This window comes from Ligaoa zhengdingensis (assembly GCF_014384885.1).
GTDB lineage: Bacteria > Bacillota > Clostridia > Oscillospirales > Ruminococcaceae > Ligaoa > Ligaoa zhengdingensis.
This window is the reverse complement of record NZ_JACRST010000002.1, coordinates 60,595-82,643: the sequence shown is the minus strand read 5'-3', so window position 1 is coordinate 82,643 and position 22,049 is coordinate 60,595. Positions and strand designations below refer to the sequence as shown.

16 protein-coding genes are annotated in these 22,049 nt (G+C 59.9%); 12 read left to right on the top strand and 4 right to left on the bottom strand.

Annotated elements, in window-relative coordinates:
* Positions 1–310 precede the first annotated feature (310 nt).
* The 12 genes from H8711_RS02740 to rnr all read left to right on the top strand — a co-directional run bounded on the left by H8711_RS02740 (position 311) and on the right by rnr (position 18,902).
* The gene (locus H8711_RS02740) at positions 311–2,362 is read left to right on the top strand and encodes a ribonuclease J (RefSeq protein WP_425516125.1); all 2,052 of its coding nucleotides are present in this window, start codon (positions 311–313) and stop codon (positions 2,360–2,362) included.
* A gap of 202 nt (positions 2,363–2,564) precedes the next feature.
* A complete protein-coding gene (locus H8711_RS02735; RefSeq protein ID WP_249282006.1) occupies positions 2,565–4,589 on the top strand; it encodes a DHH family phosphoesterase in 2,025 nt (674 codons plus the stop codon).
* A gap of 18 nt (positions 4,590–4,607) precedes the next feature.
* Complete coding sequence (gene rplI, locus H8711_RS02730) at positions 4,608–5,060, top strand: 50S ribosomal protein L9 (protein ID WP_249282005.1); 453 nt, start codon at positions 4,608–4,610, stop codon at positions 5,058–5,060.
* 50 nt (positions 5,061–5,110) lie between these two features.
* On the top strand, positions 5,111–6,460 hold the full coding sequence (dnaB, locus tag H8711_RS02725) for a replicative DNA helicase (protein WP_425516126.1): 1,350 nt from the start codon (positions 5,111–5,113) through the stop codon (positions 6,458–6,460).
* A complete protein-coding gene (gene tilS, locus H8711_RS02720; protein WP_249282004.1) occupies positions 6,450–7,820 on the top strand; it encodes a tRNA lysidine(34) synthetase TilS in 1,371 nt (456 codons plus the stop codon). The genes dnaB and tilS overlap by 11 nt, the downstream gene beginning before the upstream one ends.
* Complete coding sequence (hpt, locus tag H8711_RS02715) at positions 7,810–8,349, top strand: hypoxanthine phosphoribosyltransferase (RefSeq protein WP_249282003.1); 540 nt, start codon at positions 7,810–7,812, stop codon at positions 8,347–8,349. Before tilS ends, hpt begins: the two co-directional genes overlap by 11 nt.
* 60 nt (positions 8,350–8,409) lie before the next feature.
* Positions 8,410–10,536, top strand: a complete 2,127-nt coding sequence (ftsH, locus tag H8711_RS02710) for an ATP-dependent zinc metalloprotease FtsH (protein ID WP_343252269.1) — start codon at positions 8,410–8,412, stop codon at positions 10,534–10,536.
* A 158-nt stretch (positions 10,537–10,694) separates the two neighbouring features.
* A complete protein-coding gene (locus tag H8711_RS02705) occupies positions 10,695–12,677 on the top strand; it encodes a DNA gyrase/topoisomerase IV subunit B (protein ID WP_249282002.1) in 1,983 nt (660 codons plus the stop codon).
* Between the two features lie 56 nt (positions 12,678–12,733).
* On the top strand, positions 12,734–13,771 hold the full coding sequence (locus H8711_RS02700) for a threonine aldolase family protein (RefSeq protein WP_249282001.1): 1,038 nt from the start codon (positions 12,734–12,736) through the stop codon (positions 13,769–13,771).
* Between the two features lie 36 nt (positions 13,772–13,807).
* Entirely contained in the window at positions 13,808–16,051 is a 2,244-nt protein-coding gene (locus H8711_RS02695) for a DNA gyrase subunit A (protein WP_249282000.1), read from the top strand.
* 262 nt (positions 16,052–16,313) lie between these two features.
* The gene (gene secG / locus H8711_RS02690) at positions 16,314–16,565 is read left to right on the top strand and encodes a preprotein translocase subunit SecG (RefSeq protein WP_249281999.1); all 252 of its coding nucleotides are present in this window, start codon (positions 16,314–16,316) and stop codon (positions 16,563–16,565) included.
* Between the two features lie 147 nt (positions 16,566–16,712).
* Positions 16,713–18,902, top strand: a complete 2,190-nt coding sequence (gene rnr / locus H8711_RS02685) for a ribonuclease R (RefSeq protein WP_249281998.1) — start codon at positions 16,713–16,715, stop codon at positions 18,900–18,902.
* 54 nt (positions 18,903–18,956) lie between these two features.
* On the opposite strand, the gene H8711_RS02680 is transcribed toward rnr, so the two are convergent.
* The 4 genes from H8711_RS02680 to H8711_RS02665 form a co-directional block, all read right to left on the bottom strand.
* Positions 18,957–19,742 carry a TPM domain-containing protein gene (locus H8711_RS02680; RefSeq protein ID WP_249281997.1) on the bottom strand — a complete coding sequence of 262 codons (786 nt, stop codon included), beginning with the start codon at positions 19,740–19,742 and terminating at the stop codon, positions 18,957–18,959.
* A gap of 27 nt (positions 19,743–19,769) precedes the next feature.
* On the bottom strand, positions 19,770–20,345 hold the full coding sequence (locus H8711_RS02675; RefSeq protein ID WP_249281996.1) for a LemA family protein: 576 nt from the start codon (positions 20,343–20,345) through the stop codon (positions 19,770–19,772).
* 95 nt (positions 20,346–20,440) lie between these two features.
* Complete coding sequence (locus H8711_RS02670) at positions 20,441–21,271, bottom strand: putative RNA methyltransferase (RefSeq protein ID WP_249281995.1); 831 nt, start codon at positions 21,269–21,271, stop codon at positions 20,441–20,443.
* A 113-nt stretch (positions 21,272–21,384) separates the two neighbouring features.
* A complete protein-coding gene (locus H8711_RS02665; protein ID WP_249281994.1) occupies positions 21,385–21,960 on the bottom strand; it encodes a xanthine phosphoribosyltransferase in 576 nt (191 codons plus the stop codon).
* Positions 21,961–22,049: the final 89 nt, after the last annotated feature.

The window sequence follows — 22,049 nt, the reverse complement described above, 5'->3', positions numbered from 1 at the left end:
CCGAGAAAGGGAAGGATGGATATTGGATTTTAAGCCCAGATGGGCTGTTTTGAACGGACAAAACCGAATAATAACCTTTTGCGCTCCCCGTTTGAATCGAGTTGAGCTGAAGATGCGGCGGCAGGAGTAAAATGGCGTGGACGGGTGAAGTCCGTGGCTGACAGCGTGTTGGCGAGGGCCTTCTTTTTGTACCCTGTAAAGACCATTTTGCATAGAAAATGAAAGCCGATTTTTCCCATTTAAGCAGAAAAAAGAGCAAATGGGTTAATTTTGTTGTGCGCGAAGGTTCTAAATATGGAGGTATACCATCGTGTCAAAAGACCAAATGGAACAAGAAATGGATTTCACCGAGAAGATCGCGCCCAAAGCGCATGGCCAGACGAAAAAGCCGTCGCTGGCGATCGACCCGGCAGATCTCATCGAGCACATCGCCCCCAAGGCGAAGCCGGCCCAGCGTGGGCGGCGCAAGCCGGGGCAGAGCGCCGCGAAAAAGCCGCAGGCGCCATCCGCGGCGGAGAAACCGCCGGCCAAGGCGGAACCCGCCGCGGCCCCGGCAAAACCCAGGCGGCAGCGCACCGCTGCAAAAAAGGCGCCCGCGCCCGCCGTCACCACCATGCAGCCGGCCGAGACCATCGCACCGGTCGTCCCGACGCCCGCGAAAGCGCCCGCTAAGCGCGGCCGCAAGCCCGCAGCGCCTCAGCGCAAGACACCGGTGCGCATCATCCCGCTGGGCGGCCTGCATGAGATCGGCAAAAATATGACCGTGATCGAGTGCGGCAGCGATATGTTCATCGTCGATTGCGGTCTGTCCTTCCCTGATGAGGAGATGCCCGGCGTGGATCTGGTCATCCCCGACTTCAGCTATGTGGAGAAGAACCGCGAAAAGCTGCGCGGAGTCGTGCTCACCCACGGCCACGAGGATCACATCGGCGGGCTGGCGTTTCTGCTCAAGAGCGTCGACACCCCGGTCTATTCCTCGCGCCTCACGCTGGGGCTGGTCGAGGGCAAGCTCAAGGAGCACGGGCTGCTCGGCCGCGTCAAGCTGAATGTGGTGCAGCCGCGCGACACCATCAAGATGGGCTGTATGGCCGTGGAGTTCATCCACGTCAACCACTCGATTCCAGACGCGCTGGCCCTGGCGATCCACACCCCCGCCGGCGTTATCATCATGACGGGCGACTTCAAGATCGACCCCACCCCGATCGAGGGCGAGATCACCGACCTGGCGCGCTTTGGCGAGCTGGGCAACCGCGGCGTGCTGGCGCTGCTGATGGATTCGACCAACGCGGTGAAGCCCGGCATGACCATGAGCGAGCGCAAGGTGGGGGAGAGCTTCTCCAACCTGTTCCAGCGCGCGCAGGACCGCCGCATCATCATCGCAAGTTTCTCCTCCAACATCCACCGCGTGCAGCAGATCGTGGACTATGCGGTGAAGTACAAGCGCAAGGTGGCGCTTTCCGGGCGCAGTATGCTCAATGTGGTGGCCAAGGCGACCGAGTTGGGCTACCTCAAGGTGCCCGACGGCATCCTCATCGAGATCGACGAGATCAACCGCTACCGCCCCGACCAGCTGGTCATTATCACCACCGGCAGCCAGGGCGAGCCGATGTCCGCGCTCACCCGCATGGCGATGAGCGACCACCGCAAGGTGACCGTCACCCCGCACGATTTCATCATCATCTCCGCATCCCCGATTCCCGGCAATGAGAAGCTGGTCAACCGCGTGATCAACGAGCTGATGAAGCTGGGCGCCGAGGTGATCTACGAGAAGATGTACGAGGTGCACGTCTCGGGACACGCCTGCCAAGAGGAGCTCAAGATCATCCTGGGGCTCACCAAGCCGAAGTTCTTCATCCCGGTGCACGGCGAATACCTGCACCTGCGCAAAAACGCCGACAACGCGGTTGCGATGGGCATGGACCCAAAAAATATCCTGATCACCGAGATCGGCAAGGTGGTTGAGCTGGATGGCGTTGAGATGAAGGTCACCGGCAGCGTACCGGCGGGCCGCGTGATGGTGGACGGCCTCGGCGTGGGCGACGTGGGAAGCATCGTGCTGCGGGACCGCAAACACCTGGCTGAGGACGGTCTGATCATCGTAGTCACCGCCATCGACTCCCAAAGCGGGCAGATCGTGGCCGGGCCGGATATTGTGTCGCGCGGGTTCGTCTACGTGCGCGAGGCCGAGGATATGATGGCGCAGACCCGCCGCATCGCCAAGAAGGCGGTGGAGAACTGCATGGCCAGCAATGTGCACGAGTGGGGCAACATCAAAAATAGGATCAAGGACGATGTGGGCGATTACCTGTGGCAGATGACCAAGCGTACCCCCATGATCCTCCCGATCATTCAGGAAATTTAAATGAAAAAGGGGCTGCCTGTCTGCGGGCGGCCCTTTTTGTACCTGATGAGACAAAAAGGAAAAAAGAAAAAGAGAAATCCGGTTGAGAAAACAGGATGTTGATGCTATAATATTGAAATGAATACCCGGCGTTTCGGCCGGGCGACAGCGGAGCGACAGTTGCATTGCAGAACCCGGCCTCGGCCGGGCAGGAGGAGCCTTTATGAAGAGCAAGGTATGGCTGTTTAAGCCGATATTCTATGTATTGATCGCCCTGTGCGTGGTGCTGACGCTGCTCACAGGCTGGTTTCATACCCAGGATCGCGTTCTGTTCTATGTGGAAGCGGGCTTGACCATCGCGGTGATCGCTTATGTAATCCTGCGCCTGCGCCACATTCAAAAGGACATCAAATGCTTTTTGCAGGAGATGGGCCGCACCCTCACCTCGGCCCAGCAGGAGGCGCTGACCTCCTTTCCGATTCCGGTACTGGTGGCGAGCAAAAAGGGGGAGATCATCTGGTATAACGACCTGTTCCAGGAGCAAGCCTTACAGCAGGACGACATGTATGGCTGCCGTGTGGATGAGATCATCCCCAATATCGATATGGAGAACCTCGCGGGCAGCGAGGGTTATGAGGTGGAGTTCCACGACCGCCTGTACACCGTCTATGCGGTGGATTCCGCACAGACGGGAGACCCGCTGGTGGTGTTTTATTTCATCGATGAGACGCGCCTGAAAAAGACCGCGCGCCGGTTCGAGGATACCCGCCCCTCGGTGGGCGTCATCATGATTGACAACTGCGAGGAGCTGCTGGAGGCGGCCAAAGAGGACGAACGGGCCCAGCTGACCGGCCGCATCGAGTATCTGCTCATCCAGTATGTCGCGGCCTGCAACGGCCTGTTTAAGCGGCTCGAGCGGGATAAATATCTCATGGTGGTGGAGGAACAGCACCTGCGCACCATGCTGGATAACCGATTCGACATCCTCGACCGGGTGCGCGAGATCGTGGTTGGCGAGAGCAAGATGGCGGCCACCCTGTCCATCGGCATCGGCCGCGGGGCGGAAAACCTGCGGGACAGCGAGCAGATGGCCCGCCAGGCGCTGGAGATGGCGCTTGGGCGCGGCGGCGACCAGGTTGCGGTGCGCACCCAGAACGGATATGAATTTTTCGGCGGCGTCTCCAAGGGCGTGGAAAAGCGCACCAAGGTCAAGACCCGCATTGTGGCTTCAGCCCTGATCGAGCTGATCGAGGGCAGCGATAACGTGTTACTGATGGGCCACAAATTTGCCGACCTCGATTGCCTGGGCGCGGCGGTCGGCCTGCTCAAGGGCATCCGGATGCTGGGCAAGCCGGTTTCAGTGGTGCTCAACCGCGAGCAGAACCTTGCGCAGCCGCTGTATGAGCGGTTGGCCGGAAACGGCTATCAGGATGCGTTTGTCGATCCACAGGCGGCGGTGGAGCTGGTCTCCAAAAAGACGCTGCTCATTGTGGTGGATACCCATATTCAGCATATCCTGGAGTCCGAAGCGGTCTATCAGGCGTGCAAAAACGTGGTGGTGATCGACCACCACCGCAAGATGGTCGGTCACATCGACAGGGCGGTCATCTTCTATCACGAGCCCTACGCCTCGTCGGCGTCCGAGATGGTGACCGAGCTGCTGCAATACTTCGGCGGCGACCGCACCATCGGCCGCTTGGAAGCTGAGGCGCTGCTGGCGGGCATCATGCTGGATACGCGCAACTTTGTGCTGCGCACCGGCGTGCGCACCTTTGAAGCGGCCGCCTACCTGCGCAAGCTGGGTGCGGATACCGTGGAGGTCAAGCGCCTGTTCGCCAGTTCGATCGAGAGCTACCAGCACAAGGTGCACTTGGTGGCGTCCGCAGAGATTTATAAGGGCTGCGCTGTGGCCAGCGCAGCGGAGGGCGGCGCGGATATCAAGCTGGTGGCTCCGCAGGCGGCGGACGAACTGCTCAACATCAACGGCGTGGATGCGTCGTTTGTGCTGTACGAATATCAGGGGGGGACCTCCTTCTCGGCCCGTTCGATGGGCGGGATGAACGTACAGCTGATTATGGAAAAGCTCGGCGGCGGCGGCCACCAGACGATGGCGGGCGCGCAGCTCGCCGGGGTTCCGTTGGAGGAAGCGCGGGGGCGGCTGTTGGCTGCAATCGACGAATACCGCGAGGAGAACCGGAGCAAGCAGCAAAAGCTGCTGCCTCCGCAGGCATTCCAAGCGGCAATTTAGTAAGGAGATGGATTAACAATGAAAGTGATTTTACAGGCGGATGTCAAGGGCTCTGGCAAGAAGGGCGACCTGGTCAACGTATCCGACGGGTATGCCCGCAATTTTCTGTTCCCCAAGAAGCTCGCGGTGGAGGCCAACGCGCAGGCGATGAACGAGATGAAAAACCGCGAGGCGGCTGCGAAGCACCGCGCCGAGGTAGAGCTGCAAAACGCCAAGGATACCGCTGCGAAGCTGGAGGGTAAGACCATCAAGCTGACCGCCAAGGCGGGCGCTGCGGGCAAGCTGTTCGGCGCGATTACCTCCAAGGAGATCGCCGAAGGGGTGCAGAAGCAGCTCGGCATCGAGCTCGACAAGAAGAAGATCAGCCTGGACGAGGACATCAAGAGCTTTGGCACCTTCAACGCCACCGTCAAGCTGCATGTGCAGGTGCAGGCCAAATTCTATGTGACCGTCGCGGAAGCCGCGTTCTAAGCGGGGCGCACAGGCGCAGTTTTACATAACGGAAAAGGGGAGGGGAGTCCTTGGCGGAACTGGATCAGATTTTTGACGCGCAGATGCCGTACAGCCTGGAGGCGGAGCAGTCGGTGCTCGGCGCTGTGCTGGTGGACCCCTCCTGCCTGACGCGCGTGCTCGAATTCGTCAAGCCGGAGTGCTTTTACCGCAAGCAGCATGTCGAGCTGTTCGGCATCCTGCTGCGGATGTTCACCTCGGGGCAGCCGATCGACGTCGTCACAGTGCTGGAGCAGGTCAAAAGCGAAGAGGTGTTCCCCTCCGAGCAGGAGGCGAAGGTCTATCTCACCCAGCTGGTGCAGATTGTGCCCACCACCGCCAACGTCGAGGCCTACGCCCAGATTGTGCAGGAAAAATATTATGTGCGCTGCCTCATCGACACCGCGCGCGACATCATGGAAAACGCGCGCGATGTTTCCTACGACGCCAAGACGCTGCTCGACACCGCTGAACAGCGCATCTTTGAAATCCGCAAGGGGCGGGAGACGCGCGGGCTCCAGCGCATCAGCGAGATTATTATTTCCACCTACGACCACCTTCAGCAGCTCTCGGGCGAGGATCGCAGCCAGCACCTGGGCCTGCCGAGCGGATTTACCCAGCTCGACAACCTCATCACCGGTCTCAACCGGTCGGATTTGATCCTGCTGGCGGCCCGCCCTGCCATGGGCAAGACCTCGTTTGCGCTCAACATTGCCGCCAACGTCGCCAAAAAGGGAAAAACGGTGGCGGTGTTTTCGCTGGAGATGAGCAAAGAGCAGTTGGTGCAGCGCATCCTGTCCTCCGAGGCGCGGGTGCAGTCGCACCTGCTGCGCACCGGCAACCTCAGCGGCGACGACTGGACAAGGCTGGCCGAGGCCGCTGAAATCCTCTCAAAGGCGCCGCTCTATATCGACGATTCCACCGGCATCACCATCGCCGAGATGAAGGCGAGGCTGCGCCGCATGAAGGATCTCGGCCTGGTGGTGATCGACTATCTACAGCTGATGAGCTCCGGCCGCCGCATCGAAAATCGCGTGCAGGAGGTTTCGGAGATCACCCGCAGCCTCAAAATTTTGGCCAAGGATTTGGACGTGCCGGTCATCACCCTGTCGCAGCTTTCGCGTGGCCCGGAGATGCGCGGCCTCGACGCGCGGCGACCGGTGCTGTCCGACCTGCGCGAATCCGGTTCGATCGAGCAGGATGCCGATTTGGTGCTGTTTCTGTACCGCGACGCCTACTACAATAAGGATACCGAGGATCAGAACGTGGCGGAGTGCATCGTGGCCAAGAACCGCCACGGCGAGACCGACACGGTGAAGCTGCACTGGGACGGCCAGTACACGCTGTTCGGCAATTTGGAGCTGTATCGAGATGAAGGATAAGGCGTTGGCGGCCATCCGTCAATATGGCATGATTCCACCAGGCGCTTGCGTGCTGGTGGGGGTTTCCGGCGGCGCGGACTCGGTCGCGCTGCTTCATTTTTTGCAGAGAAGCCGGGAGCAGCTCGGCTGCACTGTGGTTGCCGCCCACGTCAACCACGGCCTGCGCGGAGAGGAAAGCGACCGCGACGAACGGTTTGTCCGCGCGCTTTGCGAGCGGCTGGGGGTCGAGCTGGCGGTCACTCACCTGCAAAATCTCGCGGCTGGCGCGAAGGCGAGCGGGCGATGCCTCGAGGAAGCGGCGCGCGATGCGCGCTACCGCTTTTTGGAGGAAAAGGCCCGTAAGCGCGGCGCGCAGGTCGCTACAGCCCACACGATGGACGACAGCATCGAGACCACCCTGTTCCACCTCGCGCGCGGCACCGGGCTGCGCGGGCTGCGCGGCATCCCGCCGGTGCGCGGGAAGATCGTCCGCCCGCTGATCGCCTGTACGCGGCGGGAGATCGAGGCGTACTGTGCTGAGAACGGGCTCGATTATGTGACCGACAGCAGCAACCTGAGCGACAGCTACGCCCGCAACCGCATCCGGCATACGGTGTTGCCGCCGCTGCGCGAGGTGCATCCGGGACTGGATTCGGTTTACCCCAGGATGGCGGCGCGCCTCGCCGCGGATGAGGATTACCTCGGGCAGGCCGCCGCAGCAGCAGTGCAGAGTTGCCGCCGCATGGACGGCAGCTGGGATGCGAAGGGGCTCGCAGCGCTGCACCCCGCCTTGCGCTACCGCGCGCTGTCGGTGATTCTGGCCGGGCGCGGATGGTCCGCATCCGATGTGCAGGCGACGCTGCTCTTAGAACATCTCAGGTCGGAACACTTTGTGCTGGAGCTGAGCGCCGGGCGGTACGCAGAACTGCGGGAAGGCGTACTGCGCCTGTATGAGAAGATGCCGCGGGAACCCGGGTGGGAGCTGCGGGTCGGCCCGGGAGAGTTTGCCCTCAGCGGCGGACGAACTGCGGTTCTGACGAGAATAAATTGTAAATATTCTGAACAAATCGAAAAAACTGACAGAAAGCTCTTAAAAAACGCGCTGGATTATGATAAGATATACGGTGATTTGGTTTTGCGGCAGCGCCGCGAGGGCGACAAGATCCGGCTTTGCGGCAGAGGCGTCGGCAAGACGCTGAAAAAGCTGTTCCAGGAGGCGGGGGTTCCCGCCGATGAGAGGCAGCGCATTCCGGTGCTCGCGGACGGTGTGGGCGTTGTCTGGGTTGCGGGGTTCGGCTGCGACGAGCGCGTTGCGGCGGATGCATCGACCAAGACGGCATTGACAGTGCAGATTGCGGAGGGGAACTACAATGAAAAATGATATCCTGAAGGTACTCATCACCGAAGAAGAGATCGCGGCAAAGGTTCAGGAGCTCGGCCGGCAGATCACCGAGGACTACAAGGGGAAAAACCTCCTGATGGTCAGCGTGCTCAAGGGCTCGGTCATCTTCATGGCCGATCTGATGCGCGCAATCGACATTCAGGCCCGGGTGGACTTTATGTCGGTCTCCAGCTATGGGAGCGGTGTAAAAACATCGGGTGTGGTTAAAATAGTCAAAGACCTGGACATCAACCTGGCGGGTTACGACGTGTTGATCGTCGAAGATATCCTGGACAGCGGCATGACGCTGCAATACCTCAAGGAAGTTTTGCTACAGCGCAAGCCGCACAGCCTCAAGATCGCCACACTTCTGGATAAGCCCGAGCGCAGAAAGGTGGATTTGCAGGCCGATTACGCTTGCTTTAACGTGCCTGACGAATTTGTGGTCGGCTACGGATTGGACTTCGCGGAGAAATACCGCAACCTGCCCTTCGTGGGCGTCCTAAAGCCCGAGGTATACGCAAAATAACGGGCACGGCATTCTTTATAACAAAATTTCACCTGGCAGCAAGGAGTGAACCGTTTGGCAGTGAACAGAAAGAAATCCAGGGGCCTCGGCATTTATCTCTTAATCCTGATCGCGCTGGTGCTGGGCATCTTCTCGGTGTTTACCCTGGGCGATACGGCGGAGGAAACGCCGCGATATCAAGAGATTTTGGCCTATTTCCAAAATGGTGAGGTCAAGGATTATTCCATCAACTTCGGTACGGGCGAGCTGATTATCAACCTGCGCCCCACGCCGGAGGAGCAGCAAAAATATGAGGAACAGCTGGCCAATTTGCAGCAGCAGGGTGCAAATGCACAGCAGAGCGGCGGATTGCTCAGCGGCTTGTTTGGCCCGGCGGGGCAGCAGGCGGTTCCCTCCGGCGACGAGAAGAAGGAGGCCCCCGGCAAGCAGATCATCTACCGCGTGCCGAGCGTGGCTTACTTTGTCGACGATACCGAGGATATGGTGGCCGAATACAACGAGGCGCATCCCGATTCGCCGATCACCTTCGACTATATCCGCGCCAAGGATGTATCCCCGCTGGTGCAGTGGATGCCCACTTTGATTTTGATCGGCGTAATGGTGCTGTTTTGGTTCCTGATGATGCGCCAGGCGGGCGGCGGCGCGGGCAAGGCGATGAGCTTTGCCAAGATGAAGGTGAAGAGCGACGACGGCCGCAAGACCACCTTCGCCGATGTCGCGGGCGCGGACGAGGAGAAGGAGGAGCTCAAGGAGGTCGTCGAGTTCCTCAAGGACCCGCGCCGCTTCAACGAACTGGGGGCGCGCATTCCCAAGGGCGTGCTGCTGGTGGGCCCTCCGGGAACCGGTAAGACCCTGCTGGCCCGCGCGGTTGCGGGCGAGGCGGGCGTCCCGTTCTTCTCGATTTCCGGTTCGGATTTTGTGGAGATGTTTGTGGGCGTGGGTGCGTCGCGTGTGCGCGACCTGTTTGAGCAGGCGAAGAAAAACGCCCCCGCCATTGTGTTCATCGATGAGATCGACGCCGTGGGCCGCCAGAGAGGCGCGGGCCTGGGCGGCGGGCACGACGAGCGCGAGCAGACCCTCAACCAGCTGCTGGTGGAGATGGACGGCTTCGGCGCGAACTCGGGCGTCATTGTGATCGCGGCGACCAACCGCGCAGATATTCTGGATAAGGCGCTCCTGCGCCCCGGCCGCTTCGACCGTCAGATTTATGTCGGCTATCCCGATGTGGAGGGCCGCGAGGCGATTTTGAAGGTGCACACCCGCGGAAAACCCCTCGGTCCGGATGTCAATCTCAGGACGATCGCCCAGACCACGGTCGGCTTTACCGGCGCAGACCTGGAGAACCTGGCCAACGAGGCTGCGCTGCTCGCGGCGCGCCGCGGCAAAAAGGCCATCACCATGCAGGAGATCGAGGAGGCCACCATCAAGGTGATCGCCGGCCCCGAGAAGAAGTCCCGCAAGGTGAGCGAGAAGGACAAAAAGCTCACCGCTTACCACGAGGCAGGCCACGCCATCGCGCATTACAGCCTGCCCGGGCAGGACCCGGTGCATCAGGTGTCGATCATTCCTCGCGGTATGGCGGGCGGGTACACGATGTCGCTGCCTGTCGAGGATGAGAGCTACCGTTCCAAGAAGTGGATGCAGGAGAACATCGTCACCCTGCTGGGCGGCCGCGTGGCCGAAAAGCTGGTGCTCGACGATATCTCCACCGGCGCTTCCAACGACATCCAGCGGGCTACCAAGATGGCGCGCGACATGGTCACCCGGTACGGCTTCTCTGAGAAGCTCGGCCCCATCGTCTATGGCACCGACGACAACGAGGTGTTCCTGGGGCGCGACTTTGGCCAAGCGCGCAACTATTCCGAAAACGTCGCAGCCGAGATCGATTCGGAGGTGCGCGAGATCATCGACAACGCCTACGAGCAGTGCAAGGATATTCTCACCGAGCACATGGCCGAGCTGCATAAGGTGGCGAAATACCTCTACCGCTATGAAAAGATCGACGGCGATGTGTTCCGCCGCCTGATGGAGGATCCGAATTTCCCGGATGAGGCGCACGAACAGGAGATGGAAGAGCGCGAGGAGCGGGAACGCCGGATAGAGGAGCGGGCCAAGAAAAACACCGAAGAGATTTTGGCAAAAAAGGTGGAGCCCAACGTTCCGCAGGACGACGAGGACAAAGAGTAACAGAAGCAAACAGGGAGCGGATTGGAGACAATCCGCTCTCTTTCTTATCGGCCTTAGAAAATTTCCATTTTATTTCCAGCTATTGACAAATTGCCCGCAATCGGAGAAAATAAAGGGTATGGAAAAATTTATAAACAACAAAGCATCGGAGGCGTGAAATGCCGAAAAAAACACAGGAATACGGAAACGAGAGCATCAGCCAGCTCAAGGGCGCGGACCGGGTGCGCAAGCGCCCCGCGGTCATCTTCGGATCGGACGGCATCGTCGGATGCCAGCACTCAATCTTTGAAATCCTCTCCAACGCGATCGATGAAGCGCGCGAGGGGCACGGCGATACCATCATCATCACCCGCTACCGCGACCACTCGGTCGAGGTGGAGGACTTCGGCCGGGGCATCCCGGTGGATTACAACCCGCGCGAGAAGCGGTTCAACTGGGAGCTGGTGTTTTGCGAGCTGTACGCGGGCGGAAAATACAACACAAACGACGGCGAGAGTTACGAATATTCGCTGGGGCTCAACGGTCTCGGCCTGTGCGCCACGCAATACTCCTCGGAGTATATGGACGTGGAGATCTACCGGGACGGCTCGAAATATACCCTGCGGTTTGAGAAGGGAAAAATTGTCGGAGAGCTGCATAAGGAGCCGACCTCCCGCAAAAAGACCGGAACCAAAATCCGTTGGAAGCCGGACCTCGAGGTGTTCACCGATATCAACGTGCCGCTCGAATACTACACCGATGTGCTCAAGCGGCAGGCGGTGGTCAACGACGGTACCCGCTTTGTGCTGCGCGACCAGAGGGAGAAAGGCTTCGAGGAATCCGAATTTGTCTACCAAAACGGCATCGTGGATTATGTGAATGAGCTGGCAGGGGAGGAGGCCCTCACCCCGGTGCAGTTCTGGACAGGCGAGCGGCGCGGCCGCGACCGGGAGGACAAGCCGGAGTATAAGGTGAAATTGCAGGTGGCGGCCTGTTTTTCCAATCGGTTCAAGCTGATCGAGTATTATCACAACTCCAGCTTCCTGGAGCACGGCGGTTCCCCGGAAAAGGCGGTCAAGAGCGCTTTTGTCTCGATGATTGACAGCTACCTCAAGCAGAACAACAAATACCTCAAAAACGAGGGGAAGATCACCTTTCAGGACGTGGAGGACTGCCTGATTCTGGTCTCATCCTCGTTTTCCACCCAGACGAGCTACGAAAACCAGACCAAAAAGGCGATCACTAACAAGTTCATCGCCGAGACGATGACAGAGTTTCTCAAGCACAACCTGGAGGTCTATTTCATCGAGAACCCCGAGGACGCGGCCAAGATCGCGGAACAGGTGCTCATCAACAAGCGCAGCCGCGAAAACGCCGAGAAAACCCGCCTCAACCTCAAAAAGAAGCTGGCTGGCGGGCTGGATATCGCCAACCGTGTGCAGAAATTTGTGGATTGCCGCAGCAAGGACACCACACGGCGGGAGATTTACATCGTGGAGGGCGACTCGGCCCTCGGTTCGGTCAAGCTCTCGCGCGACAGCGAGTTTCAGGCGATCATCCCGGTGCGCGGCAAGATTCTCAACTGCCTCAAGGCGGATTACGATAAAATCTTCAAAAACGACATCATCATCGATATTTTAAAGGTGTTGGGCTGCGGCGTGGAGGTCAAGAGCAAATCCAACAAGGATATCGCGTCGTTCGATCTGGCCGGCCTGCGCTGGAGCAAGGTGGTGATCTGCACCGATGCGGACGTGGACGGCTATCAGATTCGCACGCTGATCCTCACCATGCTCTACCGGCTGGTGCCTACCCTGATTGAAGAGGGTTATGTCTACATCGCGGAGTCGCCGCTGTATGAGATCACCAGCAGGGATAGGACCTGGTTTGCCTACAGCGAGGCGGAAAAGGCGGCCTGTCTTGCGGAGATCGGCTCGGCCAAGTATAAGGTGCAGCGCAGCAAGGGGTTGGGCGAAAACGACCCGGACATGATGTGGCTGACCACCATGAACCCCGAGACACGCCGCCTGATCGCGGTGAAGCCGGACGACATGGCGGCCACGGCGCAGATGTTTGATGTGATGCTGGGGGATAACCTGGCCGCGCGCAAGGAGTTCATCGCGGAGTTTGGGCACCTGTATCTGGATGTCGCGGATGTTTCCTGATCGGATGGGTTGCAGAGAAGGGCGCGGCACAGCCCGCGCAGGAGGGAGAGGACAGAATGCGATACAGCTTTCGGAATGATTACAGCGAGGGGGCGCATCCCCGCCTATTGGAGGCACTGGCGCGCACCAACCTGGAACAGACGGTTGGCTATGGGCTGGATGGATATTGCGACGCGGCGCGGGAAAAGATTCGCAGCGCGATCGGCCGCGCGGACCTGGACGTGCACTTCCTGGTGGGGGGCACCCAGGCGAACACCATTGTGATCGCTGCGGCGCTGCGGCCGCATCAGGCGGTGATCGCAGCACAGACCGGCCACGTCAATGTGCACGAGACCGGCGCGATTGAGGCGACCGGCCACAAGGTGGTGGCGATGCCGGGGGAAAACGGCAAGCTCACCCCGGCGCAGGTGCAGGCCGCGGTGGATAGCCACACCGACGAGCACATGGTGCAGCCCAAGCTGGTCTATATCTCCCAGTCCACCGAGATCGGCACCGTATACAGCCTCAAGGAATTGGAGGCGCTGCGGTCCTGCTGCGACCGCAACGGCCTGCTGCTCTACATCGACGGCGCGCGCCTCGCGTGCGCGTTGGCCGCACAGGGTAACGACGTAACGCTATCCGACCTGGCGCGTTTGAGCGACGCCTTCTCGATCGGGGGAACCAAGTGCGGCGCGCTGTTCGGCGAAGCGGTGGTGCTGCGCACCCACATCATCCGTGCGGACTTTCGCTATTTCATCAAGCAGCGCGGCGGGATGCTGGCCAAGGGACGGCTGCTCGGCGTGCAGTTCAGCGAGCTGTTTGAGGGCGGCCTCTATGAGGAGCTCGGCGCCCACGCCAACCGCATGGCGATGCTGCTGCGCAGCGCTTTTGCGGCTGAGGGAATCCCGATGCTGACCGATTCGCCCACCAACCAGCAGTTCCCCATCCTGCCCAACCGCATCAAGACAGCGTTGGAGCAGAACTACGAATTTGAAATCTGGGAGGCGCGCGGCAACGGGACCACCGTGGTGCGGTTCGTCACCTCCTGGGCCACGCCGGAGGACGCGGTGCGGTGCCTGATTGGGGAGCTGCACCGGCTGTGCGCCGGAAACTAATGATAACAGGAACTTTCCTGCGAGGGAGATGATGGATTGCCACCGAAAAAGAAGAAGGAGCCCGCCGCTTCCCACAGGCCTCAATTGGGGGAGAACGTGCGGATTGAAAACGCCGGTGTGGTGCTCGACCAGCCCATCACCGAGACGATAGAAAAGAATTACATGCCCTATGCGATGAGCGTGATCCTGTCGCGCGCTATCCCGGAGATCGACGGGTTCAAGCCGTCCCATCGAAAGCTGCTCTACACCATGCACAAGATGGGGCTGATCTCGGGGGCGCGCACCAAGTCGGCCAACATCGTGGGGCAGACGATGCACCTCAACCCGCACGGCGACGCGGCCATCTACGAGACGATGGTGCGCCTGTCGCGCGGCTACGAGGCGTTGCTGCATCCCTATGTGGACAGCAAGGGCAACTTCGGCAAGGCGTATTCGCGCGACATGGCCTATGCGGCGTCGCGTTACACCGAGGCCAAGCTCGACCCGATCTGCACCGAGATGTTCAGCGATATCGACAAAGACACCGTCGATTTTGTGGACAACTATGACAGCACCACCAAGGAGCCCACCCTGTTGCCGGTGACCTTCCCCACCATCCTGGTCAACCCCAACATGGGCATCGCGGTGGGCATGGCGAGTTCGATCTGTTCGTTCAACTTGGGCGAGATCTGTGAGACCACCATCGCGCTGATCAAAAACCCGAATCACAACATCATGGACACCCTGACCGCGCCCGACTTTGCGGGCGGCGGTTACGTCGTCTACGACCAGAACGAGTTGAAAAAGGTCTATGAAACCGGCCGCGGCAGCGTGAAGGTGCGCGCGCGTTACACCTACGATAAGCAGAACAACTGCATCGACATCACTGAAATTCCGCCGAGCACCACCATCGAGGCGATTATGGACAAGATCGTCGAGCTGGTCAAGGGTTCCAAGCTCAAGGAGATCGCGGATATCCGCGATGAGACCGACCTGTCCGGCCTCAAGATCACCATAGACCTCAAACGCGGCGCGGACCCCGAAAAGCTGATGCTCAAGCTGTTCCGTTTCACCCCGCTGGAGGACAGCTTCTCCTGCAACTTCAACGTCCTGATCGCGGGCACCCCGCGCGTCTTAGGGGTGCGCGGCCTGCTCAGCGAATGGATCGCCTTCCGCGAGGGGTGCGTCCGGCGCCGGGTGTACTTCGACCTCACCAAGCGCAAGGAAAAGCTGCATCTGCTCAAGGGCCTGGCCAAAATCCTGTTGGATATCGACAAGGCGGTTCGGATTGTGCGGGAGACCGAGGAGGAGGCCGAGGTGGTGCCCAACCTGATGATCGGGTTTGGCATCGACGAGACCCAGGCGGAATATGTCGCGGAGATCAAGCTGCGCCATCTCAACCGCGAATACATCCTCAAGCGCACCGACGAGATCGACAAGCTCAAGGGCGAGGTCGCGGACATGGAGGATATCCTGAGCTCCCCCGAGCGGATCGATGAGATCATTGTGGACGAGCTGCGCGACATTGGCAAGAAGTACGGCAAGCCGCGCCGCAGCCTCATCATCTACACCGCTGAGGAGGAGAAGGTTTCCATCGAGGAGGAGATTCCGGACTATCCGGTGAACCTGTTCTTCACCGCAGAGGGCTATTTTAAAAAGATCACCCCTCAAAGCCTGCGCATGAGCGGCGAACAAAAGCTCAAGGAGGGGGATGCGGTCGTCAGGCAGGTGGAGGAGACCAACACCGCCGAGCTGTTGTTTTTCTCCGACCGGTGTCAGGTGTACAAGGCGCGCGCCTGCGACTTTGACGACACCAAGGCCAGCGTGCTGGGGGACTACATCCCGGCCAAGCTGGGCATGGAAGAGGGGGAGCGCGCGGTCTACATGGCGGTCACCCACAACTATGCGGGCTATCTGCTGTTCTTTTATGAAAACGGCAAGGTGGCCAAGGTGGAGATGAGCGCCTATCAGACGGTGACCAGGCGCAAAAAGCTGCTGGCAGCCTACAGCGACAAATCGCCGCTGGTGGCGGCCTGCGCAGTGCGCGAGGACGGGGAGTTCCTGCTCACCTCGACCGCAGGCCGGATGCTGTTGCTGCATACCGGCGCAATCGCGGCCAAGACCACCAAAAACACCCAGGGTGTGGCGGTGATGACCCTCAAGAAGAACGCACGGTTGGCAAGCGCCGCACCGTATGAAGCGGGCACGTTGCCGAACGAGCACCGCTACCGCACCAAAACCCTGCCCGCAGCTGGAATGCTGCCGCGGCCGGAGGACCTGGGCGAGCAGCTCACCCTGTGAGCAGTAAAGAAAAAACCGGATAGCCCGCATCAAACACGGGCCGTCCGGCCGATGGAATTACAAACGCAGCCACGGAGACAACTCACAAACGCAACAGTGCACCAAAGTGGCGCGGTGTGGCTGCTCTGTAAAACCATCCTTATTATCCGCGCGATTCGGGCAAATATACAGAAAATTAGCGGAAAACATCCTTGCAAATAAGATTTTATTATGATATAATTGTAAAAGTTAACATGTAAAAGTGCGGAGGTGCAAAAAGATCATGAGTGTATTTGAAATAGTGGGCGGAATCATTCTGGCAATCGCCTGCATCCTGATTGTGGCAATTGTGATGATGCAGGAGACCAAATCCAACGGCATGAGCGCGGTGAGCGGTGCGGAGTCCTCTATGGGTTACAACAGAGGCCGTGCGCAGACCAAAGAAGCGATGCTCAACAAGGCGACCAAGATTCTGGCGATCATTTTCTTCGTCATTTCTTTGGCGGTATGCATTGTTTCGGTTTATGTGAAATAAGATTTGTATGAATGACTGAGAAGCCCTGCGTATTTGTGCGCAGGGCTTTTTTGGTGAAAAAGCGGGCAAACTATCTGATGAAGCGGCGCAGAACCGCGGTATTCAAGATTGTTTTGCAGCGTCCGGCGGAGCCGGGAAAGGAAATCCATGGGAAGATACAGAGAAAAAACAAAGAAAACGAGCGGAGCGCCGCGAACCGGCGCTGGCAAAAGGGATTATGCCGAGGCGATCGCCGCTGTTTTGCAGCGCAACCCCGGCAAGGGTTTTACCGCGCGCGAGCTCGGAGACCGGCTCAAAGTGAAGCGCCAATACCGCGAGGAATTTTTATTGGCGCTGCACCGGGCGGTTAAAGCCGGTGCCGTCAGTGAAAAGCGCGGCCGTTACCGCGCGGCGGGCGCACAGGAGCTCATCCCCGCGCGGATTATCAGCGTCAAGGAGGGCTTCGGCTTTGCGGGTGGTGAAGGACTCGAACAGGACATCTTCATCCCAGGGCGCGCGCTCAGAGGCGCGATGCCCGGGGACGAGGTGATGGTGCGCCGGAGGCCGGGACATGGCGAGCTGCCCGAGGGCGAAGTCGCACGCATTGTTCATGAGAATGACGCCCTGTTCAGCGGCGTGTTTACCAAGCGGGGCGGCCGGTGTGAAATCATGCCCGATTCCGGGTCGAAGATCCCGGTCAAGGTGTCCCCGGCCGACGCACTGGGTGCGCGGGACGGCGACAAGGTGCTCGGGCGCATTGTGCGGCGGGGTGAGAGCCATTTTGATCACCGCGCCGAAGTGATGGAGGTGTTCGGCAGGGCGGACAGTGCCGCTGCGTGCAGCGAGGCGATTTTGGCCGCGGCGGGTATCGTCAAGCAGTTCCCCGATGAGGTGCTGCAATTTGCCGACCGCGTCAGCCGCAAGGGCCTGGACGACCCGCAGTTTCAGGACCGCATCGACCTGCGGGGCGAACCGGTGTTCACCATCGATGGGGCGGACACCAAGGATATCGACGACGCAGTATCGCTAGAGCGCGACCCGGACGGAAGCTGGAGGCTGGGGGTGCACATCGCCGATGTGAGCCACTACGTGCGGCCAAACACTCCGCTGGATCTCGAGGCCTTCGAGCGGGGTACTTCGGTGTACTATGCCAACTCGGTGGTGCCGATGCTGCCGCCGTCCCTTTCCAACGGCATCTGTTCGCTCAACCCGGGGGAGGACCGGCTGACCTTTTCAGCTTTCCTCACGCTGGACGCGCAGGGCAAGCTGGCCGACTACCGCTTCCACAAGACGGTCATCCGGTCGCGCGTAAAGGGGGTCTACGCCGAGGTCAACCGAATTCTCGCGGGAGAGCAGGATGAGGTGCTGATGCAGAAGTACGACGGTTTGGTGGAAACCCTGTTTGCCATGCGCGAGCTCGCCGGTCTGCTGCAAAAGCGGCGCTCAGCGCGCGGCGGGCTCAACCTGACCTCCACCGAATCCAAAATTTTGGTGGGGGAGGACGGGCGCGCGCAGGAGATCCTGGCGCGGCAGTCGGGCGTGTCCGAAGGGATCATCGAGGAGTTCATGCTCACTGCAAACGAGGCGGCGGCCTCCCTGGCGATGGAACGCTCCCTTCCCTTTGTCTACCGCATCCATGAAAGCCCGTCCCCTGAAAAAATCGAGGGGCTGTGTACCCTGCTGGATGCGGTCGGGATCGACTGCGGGGAGCTGCGGCGGCAGGCGTCGTCCGGCGCGCTCGCCAGGATTCTGAATGAAGTCAACGGCACCGAATTGCAGCTGATGGTCAACAATCAGATCCTGCGTTCGATGGCTAAGGCGCGCTACAGCGAGGAGAACAAGGGCCACTTTGGCCTGGTGTTGGAGAACTACTGCCACTTCACTTCTCCCATCCGGCGTTACCCTGATCTGTCGATCCACCGGATTCTCACCAGCGCGCTTTCGGGCATGGATGCGGATCGTCTCAAGCGAAAGTATGGAAACTTCGTGCGGGAATCCAGCGCACAGAGCAGCAACCGTGAGCTGCGCGCCATGACCGCCGAGCGGGACTGTGAGGACTGCTACAAGGCTGAATATATGGCCCGGCATATCGGCGAGGTGTTCGACGGTGTGATCACCTCCGCGACCAGTCACGGCCTCTACATCGAGTTGGCCAACACCGTGGAGGGACTGCTGCGCATCGACCGGTTGCCGGCCGGCAATTACGATTACGACGGAGCAGTCGAACTGCGGGAGACCGCCTCGGGGGTTCGCTATCGGGTGGGCATGGCGGTGCGGGTGCGCGTCGTGAGCGCCGATGTGAGCGCGGGCCAGGTGGATTTTGCCTTGGAACGGGATGACGGTGAGGCACTAAGTTAAAAGCAGCCCGACACAGCGATCGCTGTGCCGGGCTGCTTTTGTTTTTATAATCGGTTAGAAACCGCGCGAGGAACCGCCGCCGCCAAAGCTGCCGCCGCCCCCACGGAATCCGCCTCCACCGCCGAAACCGCCGCCGCGGAAGCCCCCGCCGTAGTGAGATCCGCCCCCGAAGTACGGCCCCATGTAGAAGCCCCTGCGGGGCGGGCGCGGGCCGCGCGGAAAAAATCCGCCGCTTCCCAGCAGAATCACCAGGACGATCACCACCAGGGCGATTACGAGGCCGTTGCCGGAACCTTCGTCCTCCTCCGGTGCGTCGACCGGGCGCACCGAGTCGGGAACCTCCAGGCCGTACTCCTGGTAAATTTCGGCCAGCAGCGCCGAATAGACAGCGGCAATGCCTTCATCCCAGTTGTCGTCCCGGAAATAGGGCACCGCGTATTGGTCGAGAAATCGGCCGGTTTTGGAATCGTTGAGCGCGCCCTCCAAGCCGTAACCCACCTCAATGCGCACCTGGCGTTCGTTGGGGGCGAGCAGCAGGAGAACGCCGTTGTTGTCCTCTTCGCCGCCGATCCCCCAGGTGCGACCAAGCTCCAACCCGTATTCCTCGATGGGCCTGTCGTCGAGCGAGGGGACTGTGACCACCACAAGCTGCGCCTTTGTGGCCTTTTCTAGCGCCGCGCTGTTGTCCAGCAGATACTGTTCGGTATCCGCCGAGAGCACGTCGGCAAAGTCGTTGACGTAGAAGCGGTCGGTCGGCTGGGGATAGGCGGCGAATGCTGTGACGATACACAGCATCGCGGCCAGGGCCAGCGCCGCACCGCGCCGGAACAATTTCATCATTTGTTACACCTCAAAGTATGCCGCGCATCAATCGAAGCTCACCGCCGGAGGCGCCTCTGAGCCCGCGGCCGCTTCAAAGTATTCCACGCCTTCAAAACCGAACATGTTGGCGAAAATGACGCTGGGGAAGGTTTTGATTTTTTTGTTGTAGGTCTTGGCCGCGTCGTTGTAGTCCTTGCGGGCCACGGCGATTCGGTTTTCCGTTCCGGAAAGTTCATCCATCAGGGCGGTGAACTGCGCGTCTGCCTTCAGGTCGGGGTAGTTTTCCACCACCATGAGCAGGCGGCTGAGCGCGCCCGAAAGGGCGGCGTCCGCTTCGGCCTTTTCCGCCAGATTCCCCGCGCCGACCAGGGCGGAGCGCGCCTCGGCGAGCTCGGTCATAATCTCGGTTTCATGGGCCGCATAGCCCTTCACCGTAGAGACCAGATTGGGGATCAGGTCGGCCCGGCGCTGCAGCTGGGTTTCGATATTGGCGCTCTGGCCGCTCACCTCTTCGCGCAGGCCCACCAGGCCGTTGTAGCTGGAGACAGCCCACACGCCCAGCAGAAGCGCTGCCACCACAATGAAGATGAGAGCGATCATGCCTCCGGATAATTTTTTCATAAGTACTCCTCCTATATCATTGCATTGTATTTGCAAATACCGCTTGACGTTATTATACCAAAACAAGACACAAAAGTATCAACAGATTGTGAAGATCATGATTTCTTTATGAATGATTGAAGCTCAAAGCTGATCTCCAGTTCGATCTGCGGCAGGGAATACAGCCGCTCGGCGGCCTCAGCGGAGGTTTTCCAGTAGTAGGGGGTCATAGAGAACAGGTTGCGGATATCCTCGCCGCTGGTCAACCGGATGCGGTCGCCGAAGTGCATCTTCCGCTCCAGGGCGAAGCCCTCGAAGCTGTAGTGCTTGGGCTCGTTGAGATAAGGGGATTCGTACAGGAACTGTTTGAGCTCCCACAGATGCCGCTCGCCCGGCCCCACGACGACCATGCAGCCGCCCGGCTTGAGCACCCGGCGGAATTCTGCGTCGGCCACCGGCGCAAACAGATTGGTCACCACATCCGCGACTTCCGATTCCAGCGGCAGGTTGAAGATGCTCGCGGCCGCGAAGCTGATTTGCTTGCGGCGCTTGGCCGCGTATTTCAGGGCGTATTTGGCGATGTCCACCCCAGCCACGCGGGGCGCCTTGCCCGCCGCAGCCAGATGGTCGTAAAGCGCAGCGGTGTAGTAGCCCTCACCGCACGCAGCATCGATCACCACCGGCCGTAGGTTGCCGCCCACAGCTTCAGTGACATAGTTCGCCAGCCCTTCCGCGAGGCAATGGTAGTAGCCCTTGCTCAAAAAGTGGTTGCGTGCGGCGCACATCTCCTTGCTGTCGCCGGGCGCGGATGATCTTTTGCAGTGATCCACCAGGAGATTGACATACCCCGACGATGCGAGATCGAAGTTGTGGCTTTGCGCGCACTTGAGGCTTCCGCCCTCCCGCGAGAGCGGCATTTTGCAGATGGGGCAGAGAAACAGGTCCATAAGAGGCCTCCTTCGCCATAAAACTGAATAATACAATATGATTATACTTTAAGTAATAATCGGTCGCACAAAAAGCAGGGGAAATTGTTCCCCTGCCTACCGTAATCGGTCGCTCAATTGCGAAATACAAATCCATTTTCATCTGCGCGGTCGATGATTGCGAGGGACTCCAGCCGTACCCCCATGTCGCGCAGGGTTTGGCCGCCTTCCTGGAAGCCCTTCTCGATGACAATGCCGCAGCCCGCGAGGCTGGCGCCGCTCTGCTTGACGATGTCGATCAGGCCGAGCAGGGCCCTGCCGCGCGCCAAAAAATCGTCCAGGATGAGCACACAATCGTCCCGAGTGATGAACTTCTTCGACACCTGGATTTCCGAAACTGTGCCGTGCGTGAACGATTCCACCTGGGAGAGATAGAGCGCCCCATCGAGATTTTTTGACTTGGCCTTTTTGGCGAACACCACCGGCACATTGCCGAAATGCAGCGCCGCGATGGTCGCGATGCCGATCCCGGACGCCTCGATTGTCAGGATTTTGGTCACCGGCTGGTCCGCAAAGCGGCGGGCAAACTCCTCGCCAATTTCTCCGAGCAGGACCACGTCCATCTGGTGGTTGAGGAAGCTGTCCACCTTGACGATGTTGCCGGGTTTGATACGCCCGTCCTTGATGATGCGCTGCTTTAAAAGCTCCATGGTCCTCCGCCGTTTCTCCGCACACGGTGTAGTTATTTGGGTGCGCCATGTTGCCCCGTCCGTGCGGGGGACGGGGCAGCGCTTAGAGC

What these genes read in the sequence shown, in the direction of transcription:
- H8711_RS02700 (WP_249282001.1), top strand. Translation starts at nt 12,734, where the DNA reads ATGCGATACAGCTTTCGGAATGATTACAGCGAGGGGGCGCATCCCCGC.
- H8711_RS02675 (WP_249281996.1), bottom strand. Translation starts at nt 20,345, where the DNA reads ATGAAAAAATTATCCGGAGGCATGATCGCTCTCATCTTCATTGTGGTG.
- secG (WP_249281999.1), top strand. Translation starts at nt 16,314, where the DNA reads ATGAGTGTATTTGAAATAGTGGGCGGAATCATTCTGGCAATCGCCTGC.
- rplI (WP_249282005.1), top strand. Translation starts at nt 4,608, where the DNA reads ATGAAAGTGATTTTACAGGCGGATGTCAAGGGCTCTGGCAAGAAGGGC.
- H8711_RS02705 (WP_249282002.1), top strand. Translation starts at nt 10,695, where the DNA reads ATGCCGAAAAAAACACAGGAATACGGAAACGAGAGCATCAGCCAGCTC.
- tilS (WP_249282004.1), top strand. Translation starts at nt 6,450, where the DNA reads ATGAAGGATAAGGCGTTGGCGGCCATCCGTCAATATGGCATGATTCCA.
- rnr (WP_249281998.1), top strand. Translation starts at nt 16,713, where the DNA reads ATGGGAAGATACAGAGAAAAAACAAAGAAAACGAGCGGAGCGCCGCGA.
- hpt (WP_249282003.1), top strand. Translation starts at nt 7,810, where the DNA reads ATGAAAAATGATATCCTGAAGGTACTCATCACCGAAGAAGAGATCGCG.
- H8711_RS02670 (WP_249281995.1), bottom strand. Translation starts at nt 21,271, where the DNA reads ATGGACCTGTTTCTCTGCCCCATCTGCAAAATGCCGCTCTCGCGGGAG.
- H8711_RS02680 (WP_249281997.1), bottom strand. Translation starts at nt 19,742, where the DNA reads ATGATGAAATTGTTCCGGCGCGGTGCGGCGCTGGCCCTGGCCGCGATG.
- H8711_RS02735 (WP_249282006.1), top strand. Translation starts at nt 2,565, where the DNA reads ATGAAGAGCAAGGTATGGCTGTTTAAGCCGATATTCTATGTATTGATC.
- H8711_RS02665 (WP_249281994.1), bottom strand. Translation starts at nt 21,960, where the DNA reads ATGGAGCTTTTAAAGCAGCGCATCATCAAGGACGGGCGTATCAAACCC.